Raw genomic sequence first — 14,689 nt, forward strand, 5'->3', positions numbered from 1 at the left:
GGCCGCCCGGCACTTCACAGAGAGGGCGCGTCGGGGGCGGCGAGCAGGCACCGCTACGGACGAACGGCGAGCACGGGCCGACGGTAGCGCGACGAGGGGAGCCGCTTGAGGAACGCAGGACCGAGACCACAAGCACGGCGCAGACGGGCGCGAGGGACACGAACGGACAACGCGGACGGCGCGGCGCGGCGCGCGGCAGCCAGGGACGCCGGCAGGCGGCGGACGGCGGAGCAACAGCGAGGGCGGCGGACGGCAGCCGGGCGGCCGCGCCGCCAGGAGCTCGCCGACGACCCGCCGAACAGCGGAACGGCAGGCGACGAAAGCCCCCACGCCAACGACCCGGAGCTCGACCGCCAGCAGGCACCCGCCGCACTACGCAGTCAGCCGCGCTGGTGTGTCGCGCTCCCGGCCGGGCCGCGCCGCCGGATCCAGGCCATGGGCCAGGATGTTGATCAGCGTCCCGTTACTCAAGTGGACGTCCACGCCGTCGCTCAGGTCGTCGTAGACGGTCACGACCTCGCCCGCGGTGCCCTCCGGCAGGCCCGGGTCAGAGAAATTCGTCCTGACCGGCATCCCCGGGGCCAGCTCCGTCTGCCTCATGCCCAGAGCCTCCCATCATCACAGCCTGCCAGGACCAGCGAGCCCGGCACGGACACCGCCGAGGAACGGCAACAACGGGCGGGCGCAGCACGGCGGCAGGCAGCGGCACAGCCCGCGAGCGCAGCGCGGCCCGGCAGAGCAGCAGACTCGCGACGCGCGGCCGGGACACGGGAAACGAACCGGCGGGTGACGGCTCGGCCAGCACGACCACGGCGGGCAGCGGCTCGGCCGCGGCCGCGGGTGGACGGCGCTGGACGCAGCAGGCACACAACCACGACCGCAGTGGGCAGCGAGAGCGCGGTGGGCCGGACGACGAACACGACACACGGCGGCGAGCTCCCGCCGGAACACAGACGGGCCCGGTGAGGGAGCGACGGACAGGCGGAACGGGTCGAGCAGCAGGTTCGTACCCGAACACACGCCCCAACAGCGCGCGGGACCAGCTTGACCAACACCTGCTGGGACGGCGGACCCCAGCGGAGTACGGCGGCGGGCGGCGGGAACGGCAACGGGCTGGATGGAGACCTGCCGACGCGGGCGGTCCGGAGGGTGCACTGCGAAGACGAGATACAACTAAGGGGTATTGCGCAACGTTAATTTAAGCAGTAGAGTCATACATGCAGGGTGGCGGCGCACAGCGAGAGCCCGGAGCAGTGGATCGCCAGACGGAAGCCCCGCCTTACGGGCGCACAACCGGCAAGGACCTCCTATGAAGTTCACGACCGATATCCGCTTCAACGCTCGCGAGGTTGAGGAGTTGCACGTACTCCTGAGCGCGCACGCCGGGGAGGTCACAGGCCTCTCTCGCGTCGTCAAGAAAGTGGCGCAACAGGCGGCGACGGTCAAAACCCTGAAGGCCAAGGCCGCCCGGCCCTACAAAAAGATCGATGCCGATGAAGTCCGCGAGGGCTTCATGGTCAGCTTCGCTCCGATCGGCGTCAATGAGGACGACGAAAAGCGGCGCGTCGAAGGTGAAGTGGTGGAATTCCACTCATCAAGGGATGGCTACAAGGCTCCGTGCTTCATCACCATTCGCAACGAACACGGCTTCAAGGTATGCCACGAACTGCACCCGTTGACCGAGGTCCGCCGCTACGACACCTAACCGTGGGCACCGGGTCCCCGCCCCGAGGACCCGTACACATCCCGAAGGACCCAGGCACCGCACAGGCCGCCACACCCACACCCGAGGCATCCCGGAAGGACATAAGGATGAACGCCCCAGGACTCCCCGACGGCTTCACGCTCGATGACTGGCTAGAGCTGATCGACTTCTACCATGCGGTGGAATCCGAGGGTCTGCTGTACGCAGCCGAGAACTACCCACCCCGATTCACCGCTCCCGGACTCCCCTCCTCAAGCGCCCGCTTCGAGCACGTGGAGCTGTACGAGAAGCACGAGCCCACTATCGAGCAGTGGCTCGATCAAACCGACCCGCACGAAGTCGAACGACTCACGCAAGACCGCGACCGCCGCCGCCGAGAAGCCGCAGACTTCAGCCTCCTGTGGGCCGTCCACCCCGGAGGCGACTGGGAGCGTGACTACTCCAAGGCATTCGTCACCCGCGCAGCTGCCGAAGCTTATTTCACCGAATGTGACGCCCTAGCCGCACGGTACCCAAGCAACTTCGTCGTCCACCCCGACCGCCGCATCCTCAAGCGTGACACTCCCGGCGGGCCCTGGGCTACCGCCGACTGACTCCCGCCGTGAGCACATACACCGCAGGCCCGATAGGAGAACCTCTTTGATCACCCTCGACATGTCGAGGCAACCGCCGCAGCGCGCGGTGGACCTTACGACCCCTGAAGCGGTAGCGGTTGGCCAGCAGGTCTACAACCGCATCACTTCCGGCCGGTGCACGGATGTTGCAGCTGAGCTCAATGGCGCATACGGCCGGATGGCGGCTGCTGCTGCGCCGCTCGCCTCCCGATGCGAGCGCCAGATCCAGCAGGCCAGCGAGTGATGCCCGCCCTTCCTCTGCGCTCCCGGTGCGCAGGTGACCCTCTGCCTCGGGACCGGTTATGACTGTGCAGCCCCCATGGCGCCGCGCCCCGGCACTCATGAGGGTCTGGGTACCGGGGCGGCGCCTACGCTCTACCCATCCGAGCCGAGCCGCCCCCTGGGCTTCGAGGATCGAGCACGTCCGGGTGGCCGGCGCCTGCGGGGCGTCGGCGCAGAGAGATGACCCACACAACCCTGGGGTATTGCGTACTTTTAAATTCACCAGTAGAGTTCTACTCGTTGGGGCGCGGGAGCGCTGCAACTCCTCTACTGATCACATACCCCTGGAGCGCTCATGCCTGTTGTCGCGGACTTCGATCTCGCAGCACTCAACTCGGCGACCAAGTACCCCTCGATCTTGACCTATCACGAGCTCGACAAGAGGAACGGTGGACTGGTCGAGAAGCCCACCGCGTTCAGCGGTGACGTCGTCCTGACCGAGAAGGTCGACGGCACGAACGCCCGGATCATCACTCTGCCTGGAGGTGACTTCTTCCTGGGCAGCCGCGATGAGTTGTTCTACGCGCATGGTGACAGGGTCTGGAATGCAAGGCACGGCATCGTCGAAGCGCTGCGCCCGCTCGCGGAGCGGCTCACCTCGCCCGACGACGAGATTCGTGTGTACTACCTGGAAGTCTTCGGCGGGAACAAGATCTCCCGAGCGAGCGGCCAGTACACCGGGGCGCAGGCCCTCGGTCGCCGCCTGTTCGACGTGTCCGCCATCGATCCCTCGATCCTTCAGCTGCCGCTTCCCGAGATCGCATCCTGGCGGTACAACGACGGTCAGTACTTCCACACCGAGGAGCGGCTCACCGAAATCGCCTCTGCGGAAAACATCGACATGGTGCCGCGCCTGGGGACGGTCCGGGGCAGCGATCTGCCGACGGACATTGTCGGCATGCAGGCCTTCCTCACCCAGCACCTCGCCACCACGCTCGTCGCCTTGGACGAGGGGGCGGGCGGGAACCCCGAAGGCATCGTGCTCCGCAGCACGGACCGCTCCGTGATCGCCAAGGCCCGTTACGAGAATTACGCACGTACCCTTCAGCTCCGCGCCAGGAAGAAGTGACCCCACCCCAGGCAGCGGACTCCTACATATACGCCCGGGGGTACCGGTCGCTCAGACGACCGGTGCCCCCGGGCGTTCCGCCCACACGTACTACGGTCAGAGGAAGACCACCGTGCCCACCCCTGCTACAGCGCTCGAATCAGCGTTGGCTCCTGTCCCTCTGCCCGCGACGCGGAAGTCGTCCCCGGCGCAGGCGCACTGCTGCTCGCGGCCCTCGCGGAGTACGGGCTCACGGCGGATACCGACGGCGTGAGTTACGCCGTGCCAGTCGCTCCCGACACACCTCCGTCCATGACGACCGGGGCGTACCCCTCGTCGGCCCGCTGCACGCAGGCAGCGGGCCCGTGGACTACGCGGAAGACTCCGCCTCCGTCGCGGCCCTGATCGCCGACTACCTCACGGCGCCCGTCTCCCGGCACTGCGGTTGCTACTCGCAGGAGCGCTACGGACGGTGGCACGACCGTGAATGCAATCGATACCGGCGCCCGTGACACCTCCGAACCTGAAGCGCGCTCCGTGTCGGGGTGCCCGTGGGGCCACACGCGATGGTTCCGGCCGTCGGGACGTCTCTGCCCAGTCGGCAGGGGCTGGAGGGACGATGGGGCTGTTCCTCAAGCACGAAGAAGCGGGTCGGGAAGGCAGTGCCTTCCCGACCCGCTTCTTCGTGCTCCCCGGCCAGTTCGGGCTTCCGGCCTGCGCCTCAAGGGTCAGGCACCGATGCCGACGTAGGAGACGTAGGTGTAGGCACCCCAATCACTGTCCATGTCGGCGATAACGTCGTCCCAGATCTCTTCGAGCTTGTCGCTGTCGCCTTGTCTCATGGCGTCCACCGCGTCGTCCCAGATGTAGCGGACGTTGGGAAGCATGCGGTGGGCCTGCTCGCCCAGCAGGTTCGGGCGCCGCGCTTTCTCGTCGACGAGGTCCTGGTTGACGGGGTGGATCTCGATGGATGTGCCCCGGCCCCGGTTGTTGAGGTGCTGCTTGAACGCTCCCAGGTTGTTCAAGACGCGCTCGGCACGCAGGTTCCAGTACGCGGTGTCGATCTTCTCCTTGTTCGAGGCCATGGGCTGCTGGGTTCCGGCGAACCACTTGTCCATGGTGCGCGGCCTCGCGGTGATACCGGCGTCGGCCATGGCCTGCCGGCCTGCGACGCTGTTGAGGTAGTTCAGGCGGGCGTTCAGCCCTCGGTTCGTGGTGACCGGGGAGCGGATGCCGCCTTCGCGGATCAGGCGGGACAGAGCTGATTCCATGGCCGCGCCCAGGGCCTGGCCGCCGCGGACGTTCTCCGCGGAGCGGTTGGCGCCGAGACGGCCGAAGTTCCTCCAGCCGCTGTCGTCGTACGGCATGGGTTAGCTCTCCCCGAGGGTGTAGAGGCGCTTCTGCTTGATCTCTTTGGGCATACGGCCTTCATTCCAGATCTGTCGCCAGTCACCGACGACGTGGATCTCGTCGACGCCGGAGACCTGCACCAGGGTAAGGCCCTCCTGATAGGCCCGGTGGGCTTTCATCCAGAGGCTGGCGAAGGCCTGCGATCGGATGATGTGGACCCAGTCGGCCCGGCGGAGTTCCTGGTTCTTTCCTGATTCACCGATCGTGGAGGTGAATCGGGAGTACATCGCCTTGACGTACTCCTCGGTGACCTTGTCGTCTTCCTGAATTGCCTTGGTGCGGGCTTCGTTGAGGATGCGGCGGAACTTCTCCAGCAGGGCTTCCGTGCCGCCCGAGGTCCATGACTCCAGAATTCGCGGGGGCTCGGAGAGGTCAAGCTCGTGGCAGCGGATGAGCAGGCGCACGGTCGCTTCGTCCAGCAGGTACGGGCCTGGCTCGACCCGGTTGCCGAGCGGGTTCGGAAGGTCGTCGTGGCGCCATTCGAAGTGGTCAACGCGGTGGATGCCGGACTCCTTCGCGAGGAACCCGCGGGTGTGGTGGCGCAGCGCGCCGATCGGCAGGTAGGTCTTGAAGGCCGACAGGTAGGCGGCGTTCGTGTCGAGAGCCGTCACGTCCAGGGGCGGCTGCAGGCCGTTCTTCACGGCCGTGAGCAGCGCCCTGTTACGCCACTTGTGACGCCCTTCCCAGATTTGGTCTGACTCGTGCTGTGAAGGCTTGGAGAGGAATTCGAGAGGTTCCGGGTATACGGAATGCTCGTACGTGGCGCCGACTCGGGAAAGCTTGAACAGGGCCATGGCGTCCGGTACAGCTTTGCGCTTGAGCAGGTTGATCGCGGCGTCGACGTCGCCGTCGGCTTCCTGGAGTGCCTGCTCGACAGCGGATTCGATCTTGTTGGTGAAGAAGGTGTACGTGCGGCCGCGGCGGACGTTCCCGCTGTCCTCCGGCGGGACCGTGCCGTCCTGGAACGCCTCCGAGACGTCCTCGTCGCCGCTCGCGTGGTCTTCAGCGATCGGCTCGCGCGCAGGGGCGGAGTCGGCTCGCTCTGTCACGGTCGTCGGTGCGACGGGGGCGGAGACGGGTTTGATGCCTGCGATCGCTGCTGCGGTTCCGAACGCGGTGAGCGCGGTGCGCAGCTGTGCGTGCTCCGCGCTCCCGTCGAGTTGCAGGCGCCGTCCGGCGAGGTGAGCGGTGCGCGCCCGGGCCCTGTCGAGCGCGTTCTGGTCGCCGCTCTCCAGGGCTTGGGCCAGGGCCGTCAGGGCTGACCGGGCGGCCAGGGACAGGGGGGCCGTCGCGTCAGCGGCTAGGAGGGGTGCTGCGGCGGAGGCGAGTTCGCGTTCCGCGGCGCGGAGGGCTGCCGCCGGCGCCTGCGGGGTGGCGGCGCGGCGGGCCGAGACGTAGGCACCGAGTGCGGCGCCCAGACTGTGGCCTTCGTCCGTCTCGGGCACCTGCGGACCGCGTACGGCCAGGTCCTCGACGGCCTGGCGCAGGCCCTCGAGTTCCGGCCCGCTCTCGGTTGCCCGTCCATGGGCGAGCGCGCTGAGCGCCCCCTTGAGGCGTGCTGAGATTCCGGTGGCCATTCCGGAGGTGAAAGGCTGTGCGGCGGCGAGCAGCTTGTCCTCGGCGCTGAGGTCGACCGGCGCGCCCGGTGCAGTCGTGCCGGGAGGAGCGGGGGCCTGCGGCGCGCGGGGATTCGCCGGGGCGGCCTTGGAGGGCTGGTGGGCGGGGGCGTCGGTGAAACGGGCGCAGGTGAAGTCGGCGTGCAGCGCTACGGTCTCAAGGACGCCGAAGTCTCTTTCTGCGTAGCTCACTTCGGCCTGTTCGCCGCTCTTCGTCACGGTCAGGGTCACGTCGGCGTCCAGCGCGGCCAGCAGGTTCGCTTCGTCCGTGTCGACCGCGGCAACGACGGGCACACGCAGCACGCGGGCTAGGTGCGCGAGGGACTGGACGGCGGCTGGCAGGTCCCTCCCGGAGAGCGGTACCAGCGGGTCGGGAACACGTTGCAGCCGGTCCACGACGATCAGAGCGAGTCCCGGGACGTAGCGGGCGGCATCTGAGATGTCCGAGGCGCGCAGCCCCGCGCCGTCGTCGATGTGCCACACCTCCCCCGCGAGTTGCTGAAGCTTCCCTGCGACCTCGGCGGCCGTTTGGGCTTCCTGGTCCGTGAGCTGCTTCTGCCGAAGCCTGCGGTAGTCCACTCCGCCCTCCGCGGCGATTACCCGCATCGCCACGTCCTCGCGGGTCAGTCCCGATGCCGCGTACAGCACGGAGCGCCGACATGTGAAGGCCGTGTGCCGGGCGGCGGCTCCGACGAGGAGCGAGGGCCCGGCCCCTGGGGCGCCCGCCACGAGCGTCAGCTTGCCCGGCAGTAGCCCACCGACAGCCGCGTCCAGCGCTGTGAGCCCGAACTGGAGTGCCTCCTGCGGGGTTTCGTTCCGACCTGATGCCAGCGCCTGCTCCAGCACCCCTCCGAGCGCCGCGAGCGGCCGAGCGCCCGGGCGGGCAGCGGGGGAAGGAGCAGGTTCTGTTGCGCGCGGTCGGGAGGGCCGTTCGTCGGCGGTGCTCTCCGCATCAGCGACCGAAGCGACTGAATGCCCGGGGTTGCCGGATGGCCGTGCGTCCGGCGCCCCGACGGGCTCGGGCAGTTGCCCGCCGTCTCGTGCGGTGTCGCCCACCTGCACCGACGGCGCATCACCATTGTCGGCACCCGCCGGAACTACTACAGGGGCGTTACCGGGGGATACGAGCACAGCGTCGACCAGGACGGCCAGCGGCGCCGTGTCGGCCCGGTCCAGAAGCACCTGCGGCACCCCGGGGCTGTGGCCGTCGCCCGCCGCAGCGCTGATCAGGTCACCGAGCTTGCCCCGCGCCTCGGTGCGCACCCACGACGGCCAGGTCGGCAGGCGAGCACGCGCGGATGGGTCCAGCAGTTCAAGGGAGATGAGCGCTGCCCGGAAGACGCGGCCACGGGCGCGCTTGACCAGCACCGTCACGGTGCCCTCCCGGGCCGAGTCCACCAGCGCGTACAAGCGGGGGCGCGCTGCCGACACCTGCACCTCTTCAGGGGGCGGGAGAGCGGATGCGTCGGCGCCGCTCGCTTCCGGCTCCGGCGCGGGAACAGAGGTCATCGGACAACTCCAGACGTAGACCGGCGGCGCGCTGTAGGACCGGGGGGTACGTGGCGCGGCGCCTGGGGGCTGCCAGCACGCTACGGCGACCCGTAACGAATCAAGCGCTACACACGTAACGATAGTCGGTGCGCGCGGTGCGGCGCAGCTCAAACACGTAATGAACTTCGCTCGGGCGGCGGGCCGGGGGCGCCGACCCGTAACAAGTTCTCCACTGAACTCGTTGGGGTATTGCGTATTGTTAATGACGCACGTAGAGTTCTATCCATGAAGCGCAGAGACCTCCCGAACCGCACCAAGGACCCCGTCGCATTCGTGGCCGCCTACTCCATCTGGTACGCCCAGTGGTACCTGGCCTTCGGCCTCCTGATCCCCGCTCCGCTCTGTCTGGGAGCGCTGACAGCCATCGCGCTGCCCGGCGATGCGGGGACCGTCCGGATCACCATCGGGCTCCTCGTCTGCTTCGCCCCGCTGTGGCTTTCGGTGGCGCTCGCCCCTCGCCTCGTCGACCGCCTCGACCGGCACTACGAGTCCCAGGGCCGCTGACCCGCACCACATCGTCACGCCGGGCGCGGCAAGCGCCCGGCCCACCCCTCTAGGCAGAGAGCAGGAACCATGAAGATCACGATGCCGTGCGGACTCGGAATCGGCCCCGGCGGCCAGTGTGCCTCCGGTACGTGCTTCAACGCGGCCACCCGCGTACTGGAGCACCACGAGGAGACGGGCATCTGGCGCTCCGGCGCCTACTGCATGCCATGCCTGGAGCGGCGGGTCCGGCCAGCGGCAGAGGTCGCGGCCGCCGACGACCGCGACATCCGTTACGGCCGCACCGGCGGCACGAACGGCCTCCCCGACGACCGGTGGAAGATCCGCGAGTTCGCCCCGGACGAGCTCGCCGAACTGAAGGCCATCCGCAACGGCCAGCTCCTGTGCATGTACGTGGAGCCGGGCGTCTTCCGCTGGGCGACCGGTGCCGAGGTCACGGCCGACCGCGAACGCCGCGCGGCCGCCGAGAGGGCGGAGAGGGACAGGATGCAGGCCCGGTTCCGCCGGTAGCCGCCCCTTCCCACGGTGGTGGGGGCGGTTCCACCCCCACCACCCCCAGACATCACTCGAATCTGAAACCTAGTCACAGGACAGGACCCATGAAGCTCACCGCCCGCTCGCTCACCTCCCACTACGGCCCCTCGCTGATCGGGGCGCTCGGACTGGCCTACGTCTCCTTGATCGTGCTCCCCTTCGACAACGGCGTGGCGCGCTTCCTCATCGGAGTTGCCGCAGGAGCGATCGGCAGCGCGCTCGGACGGCACGTTGCCACGCGTCTGCGCCGCGACAGCTAGACGAACTGGGGCGCAGGGCAGGATCGCCTGCACTGCGCCCGGCTCAAGGCGTGCCCGTCGACCGGACCGAGCGCGGGGCACCTCACGCGCCGCGTGCCTTACTCCATCCCGCAAGGCCAGGAGACGCACCTTCCATGATCACGAACAAGACGCTGCCGGTGCAGGCCAACGGGCACATACTCCGCGGCCCAGCCGAAACCGAAGTGATGTGCTGGCAGGGCGAACTGTTCCCCCACACCATGCTCACCTGTGCCGTCTGCGGCCTTCGTACGGCCGGGCAGATCGTCGACGGAGACGTTCACATGCCGACACCCTGCGCCTTGCAGGACGGCATCACCACCACGATTACCCTTGACGTTCCGTCCGGGAAGATCCTCGTCAGCGACAGCCTGCGCCCCGTCTACGACTGGGACGACCGGGGGCTGGCACCCTACGAGTCCGCCCTCGGCCAGGCGCAGGCTATGAAGGCCATGGCTGCAATCGGCTGTGCTTTTGGTCCGGTGCTCCACGGTGCAGACCTGTACCGCACAGGGCCGGACAGCTACGTCATCGCCAATCCCATGTTGGACGAGTACGGCGAGCCGGTGATGCCCGACACAACCCATCTGGCCCGCGTCCACTCCGGTCTCTGGGCCTACTCCATCGCCGATTTCGAGCACTGGAAGAGCCGGGGCGGCGACCCTGCCACACTCGACTGGACGGACACGGTCGTCGACGTCACACCGGGCGTCTACCAGTTCACGAACCATCAAGGGGAGCGCGGTTTCGAAGCCGACTCCGCCGAGACCGTGATCTTCGCGCACGTGGAGCGTATCGCCTGAGCCTGCCGGTTCCACGCAGCCTTGCACGGGAAGGTGATCCTTCCTCCCCCGCTCGACCGGGCGACCGGGTATCCCATCGGAGGGCGGTGAATTCACCGCCCTCTGTGAAACTGGAGGTGTTCCACGTGAAGAGGTTCAGCGGTAGCCCATGGGGCCGGTGGGCCATGTGCTGGGGAGCGCCGTCCGCCACCGTCGCGCTCGGCACCGTGGTGCTCGCCACGGCGGTCCAGGTGCGATCGGCGGGCGCGACCGCCGTGGTGATCGTGGTGTCCCTCGTCGCCCTGTTCGCGTTCGTGCTGTCCATGCCTCGCAGCGGCCGGGGGTGAATGCTCCTCCCCCGCCGCAGGGGGCGATCTCGCCGCCCCGCCCCCGCGCCCCGATCGGCCGCTCCCCGGGGCGGCCTTTCCCATGCCCTCTTTGCGGCATTTGTTCCATGCGGGTTCTGCCCGCCCCACCCCGGCCCCGCCCGGCCCGGCGCGCCGCAACCCTCCGGACAGCCCCGCCGTCTCCCAGCCCTACGAGGCACCGCACCCACCGGACAACCTCACCCACGTACCGCACTCCACTGAACGCCTGAAATTCACACTGCCTCTGGGGCCTTGTCATCTGTTCCATCCGCTGCACTCTGCTGTTCTGCTCTGCTGCTCTACTCCGCTGCGCCTCTTACTCCTCCTCTCTCACCGCCGGCATGGCTCACCCTCTTCGCCTGTGCTGTTCCTGGCCAACTAGCCCTGTAGGGAAGTAGTCGGCGTTCACGCAGTCTCAGAAAACGCCCTCTGACCTGCTGTTTTCAGGTTCCGGCAGGACACCTCTGCCGCGACCCGGAGCGCGACCTGGAGCGCGACCCGGAGCGCGACCTACGGCGCGACCCGGAGCGCGACCCGGAGCGCGACCCGCTTCAGCACCCCTGACGAGCCGTTGACGTCCGCCGGGGGTGAGCTCTCCCTCCTGTCGGCGAGGGCGCACCGGCTGGAGGAGGAACCGCCCCCAGGGCACTCGGGTTGGCCGGGGTGAAAACACCCCGGCGGGAGAGGGGCGATCGCTCCCCCATGGGCGCAGCACAGCAACATCCCAACGAAACCAGGGCGGGGCGAATCCGCCTCCCAGGCCGCCGAGGTGATTGCACCTCCCTGCCGCGCCCTGCCAGCGGAGAGTGCCCGCTTACGCGGGGGTGATTCTTCCTCTGCTTGCGCGACGGACAGACAGCGAAAGGGGCGGCGACCCCAGACGTCGAACTCCAGGAGGCAGGGGTGTTTTCTCCCCGGTGCGGTCGTGGGAAGCGTACGTGTGCGCCGGAGCTGGATTACGTGTGCTGGTGTACTGGCCGCAGGCACAGGCAGAGGTGGCGCTCGCCCCGGCTGTAGGTGTAGCCGTGGCCGGAGCAGTCGGGGCACGCCGGGTCGTGGTCCAGGGGGACACCTTCGGTGCAGTCGACGGGTTCTTGCCAGACGGGGACGAAGACGCCGCCACCCTGGTCGTCCCAGGTGAGTGTGACCATGACGACGCCGTCCCCGGCGCAGCCGCCGGGACAGTCCGGATCGTGAGGCTGCTCGGCTTCCTCGGGGTGCGCTTCGCGGTAGACGTCCAGGAGGTACTGCAGGGCGTTCTCGTCGTGCGTGCGCGGGCGTCCGTCGAGGTCGCGTACGTGGTGGGCGGCGGTTGCCGCGGCCTGCGCGGAACCTCGGTCCGCGGGGGCCAGTAGGGCCGCGTTCCACAGCAGCAGGCCTCGTGCGATGTGGTGCTCGCGCAGTTGCGTGTCCGCGTCGTCGGCGCTTCTGCCGTGGTGCTGGCAGGTTCTGGCCGCGGTGTACGACCACAGCATGGTGCGGATCATCCGCGACGCGGGCGGCCATTCGAAGGGCAGCTGTTCCTGTGGGCTCTCGGCGGGATCGGCCACGGGCTGGGGCGTTCGCAGGTCGGAGTGACCATGCATCGCGGCGTAGGAGGTGCGCAGGTAGTCGGTGCCGCTCAGGGGGGTGGTGGGCAGGTGGAAGCCGTCGTGTGCCAGGAGGTTGGTTCCCAGTCCGCGGGCGGCCTCGTGGACTTCGGGGTCGCGGGCCCCGCGGATGGCGAGGATGTCGTAGAACGCGCCGAGGTGGATGAGGCGGGCTCGCGCGAGCCGGTGCACCTGGTCGCTGCGGAATGCTTCCGGATGTTCGAAGGTGGCGTCGTGCTGCAGGTGGGCCCAGCGTGCTTCGAGGATCATGCGCTGGGCGGAGGGGCGCTCCTGCGCGTAGGCGGCTACGGCATGCTCAGGCAGGTACGTCGGTGAGAAAGTCACGGGTGCCGTTCCTGGTGTGTCGGCGGGGGCGGTGGTCGGTCGTGAGCGGGGTGCAGGCGACGGTGGTGATGCCGTCGAGCCGTCCCCGGTCGTCGTAGGTCAGCTCGAGGTCGAGGCTCTGGTGCTGGGTGCGTGGTGCCGAGCAGTGGTCGCAGGTCGCGTGTGTGAAGTCGCCGGCGGCGCTGGCGGCGGCGAGGTTGTGGATGTGCCTGCGCTCGAGGGTCAGATGGGCGGGCCGGGTGTGGTCGGCGGCGCCGTGGCTGTGCGCGAGGCTGACGAGGATCTCGTCCGGGCTGAGTTCGCCGGGGCGGTGCAGGCTGGTCATCGTGGAATCCGGTGGCGCGCTCTGGGGCCGTGGTACGGGTGGAGGGCCCGGCTCTGCGCTGCCGGGCCCTCCTGCGCGGGTTCAGAAGTGGTCGTTGATGTCGACGCTGTGGTACTCCTCGCGCGTCACGGTCTCCCAGTCGGTCTCGGTGCCGTCCTTCAGCTTCAGCTCCCACTTCTCCGGGGTCCGGTATCCCTTGAGGACGGCGACGGTGGTCGTTCCGCATCCCGGGCGTGTTGTGCTCTTGTCCGGTGTGCGGGGGGTCTTGGCGTCTCCGCGCGGCGAATCGGGCTTGGCGGGCGCGGGCTTGGGCTTGGCCGGGGCGGGCTTGGCAGGCTTGGGTGCGGGAGGCCGTGGCCGGGTGATGCTGGTCCGGAGGGTCTGCGTCCGCGTGGATCTGCACGGAGCGGGGCGTTGTTCCTGCGCGTAGATCGGGCCAGCAGCAGCGCGGTGGCGCTTGTCGATGACCTTTCCGTGGTCCAGGTCGGCGTTGTCGGTGCCGCCGCACGCGGACAGGAGAAGTGCCAGGGCTGAGGTTCCGGTGACCGCGATGGAGCGCGAGGCGGAGGGGCGCAAGGTGGGCGTCCTTCAGTGAGGTGAGGTGGGTGTGGTGGACGAGGCGGGCGGCCGCCGTGGATGCGGCCGCCCTGCTGCCTCAGGACCGGGGCAGACCGGTGACCAAGCGGTTGTAGAGCTCGGCGCTGGGCATCGACAGCGGGTCGTGGCCGACGGCGCTGATGCCGACGTTGCCGGGAAGGCGCGACAGGCAGCCGAACTGGTTCTCCTGGCCGAACGGGACGAACTGCCAGCGCACGTTCTCGTGCTGGGTGGAGCGGAGGAAGTCGGCGGTCTCGTCCTCGTCGTGCGGCGCTCCGTCCGTCTGGAAGACGACGAAGGCCGGGGTCGCGTCCTGGTAGGCGGTGGAGGCGCGGTAGTGCTCCATGACCGCTTCCATGGCCGGTCGATAGCGCGTGCCGCCCATGCGGCCGAGGGAGTTGTGGAGTTCGGCGATGCGGCCCTGGTGGGCGCCGAGTGCGACGTCGGCGAGCTTCTGGGAGCGTCGGAACAAGCCGCGTCCGCGCCCGATGGTGCGTACGTCGTCGTCGAAGAAGGCGACCTGGACGATTCCGTCGTCGTCGACGTGCGCGGTCAGGCTGAGGATCTGGTCGCTCAGACGCTGGACCGTCCCGTTGAGGTAGTAGCCCTCCATGGAGAGGGAGCGGTCGATCACGAGGTAGACGGCGGCGCGGGTGCCGATGAGGTCCTGCTTGCGGAGGCTGTCCCCGGCGTCCTTGTACATGTCGATGAGGTCGGGGGCTGTTCCGGCGACCTTGTCGAGGCTGATGGCGGACGTCTTGCGGAGGGAGTGCGTGGACATGGGTTCTCCTCAGATGGTGGTGGCGCAGCGGCGGAGTTTCGCGGCCAGGTCGGTCAGGGTGTCCGGGTCGGGCATGTCGGCCGGGTAGCAGCCGCCCTGCTCCTCGGCGCACGCGTCGACGAGCGCGCCGACCGGCCCGGCGAGGTTGGCGAGGGCATAGCTCAGGTCGAGTAGCACCTCGCGCCGCGCGCTGGTGTTGCGGAGGTCGTCGGCTTCGGCGAGAAGTGCGGCCGTGGCGCGGAGAGTGCGTGCTTCGTCTGCACCCGGGGGGTGGGTCTTCACGGGGATACTCCTTGCCGGGGTGGGGCGGGCGGTGCGTCGGTAGTAGAGGTGTGTTTCACGGGGGCCGTGTGACAGTGC

General features: G+C 68.8%; 18 protein-coding genes. 10 read left to right on the forward strand and 8 right to left on the reverse strand.

Going from position 1 to position 14,689, the window contains the following annotated elements; genetic code table 11:
* Window positions 1-372: 372 nt before the first annotated feature.
* Window positions 373-600 (reverse strand): hypothetical protein, encoded by a 228-nt coding sequence (locus C9F11_RS42865; protein WP_138967673.1) that lies wholly within the window; start codon window positions 598-600, stop codon window positions 373-375.
* Window positions 601-1,309: 709 nt separating this feature from the next.
* Here C9F11_RS42865 and C9F11_RS42870 point away from each other — a divergent pair.
* From C9F11_RS42870 to C9F11_RS47850, 5 genes are all read left to right on the forward strand, one after another.
* Complete coding sequence (locus tag C9F11_RS42870; protein WP_138967675.1) at window positions 1,310-1,705, forward strand: hypothetical protein; 396 nt, start codon at window positions 1,310-1,312, stop codon at window positions 1,703-1,705.
* 107 nt (window positions 1,706-1,812) lie between these two features.
* A complete protein-coding gene (locus tag C9F11_RS42875) occupies window positions 1,813-2,298 on the forward strand; it encodes a hypothetical protein (protein WP_138967677.1) in 486 nt (161 codons plus the stop codon).
* Window positions 2,299-2,344: 46 nt separating this feature from the next.
* Entirely contained in the window at window positions 2,345-2,563 is a 219-nt protein-coding gene (locus tag C9F11_RS42880; RefSeq protein WP_249402293.1) for a hypothetical protein, read from the forward strand.
* A 333-nt stretch (window positions 2,564-2,896) separates the two neighbouring features.
* Complete coding sequence (locus C9F11_RS42885) at window positions 2,897-3,670, forward strand: RNA ligase family protein (RefSeq protein ID WP_138967678.1); 774 nt, start codon at window positions 2,897-2,899, stop codon at window positions 3,668-3,670.
* A 344-nt stretch (window positions 3,671-4,014) separates the two neighbouring features.
* A complete protein-coding gene (locus C9F11_RS47850; protein ID WP_171076176.1) occupies window positions 4,015-4,161 on the forward strand; it encodes a hypothetical protein in 147 nt (48 codons plus the stop codon).
* Window positions 4,162-4,377: 216 nt separating this feature from the next.
* On the opposite strand, the gene C9F11_RS42890 is transcribed toward C9F11_RS47850, so the two are convergent.
* On the reverse strand, window positions 4,378-5,016 hold the full coding sequence (locus C9F11_RS42890; RefSeq protein WP_138967679.1) for a hypothetical protein: 639 nt from the start codon (window positions 5,014-5,016) through the stop codon (window positions 4,378-4,380).
* 3 nt (window positions 5,017-5,019) lie between these two features.
* Window positions 5,020-8,184 carry a DnaB-like helicase C-terminal domain-containing protein gene (locus tag C9F11_RS42895; protein WP_138967680.1) on the reverse strand — a complete coding sequence of 1,055 codons (3,165 nt, stop codon included), beginning with the start codon at window positions 8,182-8,184 and terminating at the stop codon, window positions 5,020-5,022.
* Between the two features lie 267 nt (window positions 8,185-8,451).
* Here C9F11_RS42895 and C9F11_RS42900 point away from each other — a divergent pair, with 267 nt between their 5' ends.
* From C9F11_RS42900 to C9F11_RS47855, 5 genes are all read left to right on the forward strand, one after another.
* Window positions 8,452-8,730: a hypothetical protein gene (locus C9F11_RS42900; protein ID WP_138967681.1), complete on the forward strand. Its 279-nt coding sequence runs from the start codon at window positions 8,452-8,454 to the stop codon at window positions 8,728-8,730.
* Window positions 8,731-8,799: 69 nt separating this feature from the next.
* Window positions 8,800-9,240: a hypothetical protein gene (locus C9F11_RS42905; RefSeq protein ID WP_138967683.1), complete on the forward strand. Its 441-nt coding sequence runs from the start codon at window positions 8,800-8,802 to the stop codon at window positions 9,238-9,240.
* A gap of 89 nt (window positions 9,241-9,329) precedes the next feature.
* Window positions 9,330-9,524 (forward strand): hypothetical protein, encoded by a 195-nt coding sequence (locus tag C9F11_RS42910; protein WP_138967685.1) that lies wholly within the window; start codon window positions 9,330-9,332, stop codon window positions 9,522-9,524.
* Window positions 9,525-9,658: 134 nt separating this feature from the next.
* Window positions 9,659-10,345 (forward strand): hypothetical protein, encoded by a 687-nt coding sequence (locus C9F11_RS42915; protein ID WP_138967687.1) that lies wholly within the window; start codon window positions 9,659-9,661, stop codon window positions 10,343-10,345.
* A 164-nt stretch (window positions 10,346-10,509) separates the two neighbouring features.
* Window positions 10,510-10,671 carry a hypothetical protein gene (locus C9F11_RS47855; protein WP_171076177.1) on the forward strand — a complete coding sequence of 54 codons (162 nt, stop codon included), beginning with the start codon at window positions 10,510-10,512 and terminating at the stop codon, window positions 10,669-10,671.
* A gap of 977 nt (window positions 10,672-11,648) precedes the next feature.
* On the opposite strand, the gene C9F11_RS42930 is transcribed toward C9F11_RS47855, so the two are convergent.
* The 5 genes from C9F11_RS42930 to C9F11_RS42950 all read right to left on the reverse strand — a co-directional run bounded on the left by C9F11_RS42930 (window position 11,649) and on the right by C9F11_RS42950 (window position 14,611).
* Complete coding sequence (locus tag C9F11_RS42930; protein ID WP_138967693.1) at window positions 11,649-12,626, reverse strand: hypothetical protein; 978 nt, start codon at window positions 12,624-12,626, stop codon at window positions 11,649-11,651.
* Window positions 12,598-12,951 (reverse strand): hypothetical protein, encoded by a 354-nt coding sequence (locus tag C9F11_RS42935; RefSeq protein WP_138967695.1) that lies wholly within the window; start codon window positions 12,949-12,951, stop codon window positions 12,598-12,600. Before C9F11_RS42935 ends, C9F11_RS42930 begins: the two co-directional genes overlap by 29 nt.
* An 81-nt stretch (window positions 12,952-13,032) precedes the next feature.
* The gene (locus C9F11_RS48355) at window positions 13,033-13,527 is read right to left on the reverse strand and encodes a hypothetical protein (RefSeq protein ID WP_212767966.1); all 495 of its coding nucleotides are present in this window, start codon (window positions 13,525-13,527) and stop codon (window positions 13,033-13,035) included.
* Window positions 13,528-13,606: 79 nt separating this feature from the next.
* Window positions 13,607-14,329, reverse strand: coding sequence for a VWA domain-containing protein (locus tag C9F11_RS42945; RefSeq protein WP_138967697.1), 723 nt, complete (start codon window positions 14,327-14,329; stop codon window positions 13,607-13,609).
* 9 nt (window positions 14,330-14,338) lie between these two features.
* On the reverse strand, window positions 14,339-14,611 hold the full coding sequence (locus C9F11_RS42950; protein WP_138967699.1) for a hypothetical protein: 273 nt from the start codon (window positions 14,609-14,611) through the stop codon (window positions 14,339-14,341).
* Window positions 14,612-14,689: the final 78 nt, after the last annotated feature.

This window comes from Streptomyces sp. YIM 121038, from assembly GCF_006088715.1.
Classification (GTDB): Bacteria; Actinomycetota; Actinomycetes; order Streptomycetales; family Streptomycetaceae; genus Streptomyces.

Bases quoted from the DNA above. Each gene is read 5' to 3' on its own strand.
- C9F11_RS42865 (WP_138967673.1), bottom strand. From the start codon at position 600: ATGAGGCAGACGGAGCTGGCCCCGGGGATGCCGGTCAGGACGAATTTC.
- C9F11_RS42870 (WP_138967675.1), top strand. From the start codon at position 1,310: ATGAAGTTCACGACCGATATCCGCTTCAACGCTCGCGAGGTTGAGGAG.
- C9F11_RS42875 (WP_138967677.1), top strand. From the start codon at position 1,813: ATGAACGCCCCAGGACTCCCCGACGGCTTCACGCTCGATGACTGGCTA.
- C9F11_RS42885 (WP_138967678.1), top strand. From the start codon at position 2,897: ATGCCTGTTGTCGCGGACTTCGATCTCGCAGCACTCAACTCGGCGACC.
- C9F11_RS42890 (WP_138967679.1), bottom strand. From the start codon at position 5,016: ATGCCGTACGACGACAGCGGCTGGAGGAACTTCGGCCGTCTCGGCGCC.
- C9F11_RS42895 (WP_138967680.1), bottom strand. From the start codon at position 8,184: ATGACCTCTGTTCCCGCGCCGGAGCCGGAAGCGAGCGGCGCCGACGCA.
- C9F11_RS42900 (WP_138967681.1), top strand. From the start codon at position 8,452: ATGAAGCGCAGAGACCTCCCGAACCGCACCAAGGACCCCGTCGCATTC.
- C9F11_RS42905 (WP_138967683.1), top strand. From the start codon at position 8,800: ATGAAGATCACGATGCCGTGCGGACTCGGAATCGGCCCCGGCGGCCAG.
- C9F11_RS42910 (WP_138967685.1), top strand. From the start codon at position 9,330: ATGAAGCTCACCGCCCGCTCGCTCACCTCCCACTACGGCCCCTCGCTG.
- C9F11_RS42915 (WP_138967687.1), top strand. From the start codon at position 9,659: ATGATCACGAACAAGACGCTGCCGGTGCAGGCCAACGGGCACATACTC.
- C9F11_RS47855 (WP_171076177.1), top strand. From the start codon at position 10,510: ATGTGCTGGGGAGCGCCGTCCGCCACCGTCGCGCTCGGCACCGTGGTG.
- C9F11_RS42935 (WP_138967695.1), bottom strand. From the start codon at position 12,951: ATGACCAGCCTGCACCGCCCCGGCGAACTCAGCCCGGACGAGATCCTC.
- C9F11_RS42945 (WP_138967697.1), bottom strand. From the start codon at position 14,329: ATGTCCACGCACTCCCTCCGCAAGACGTCCGCCATCAGCCTCGACAAG.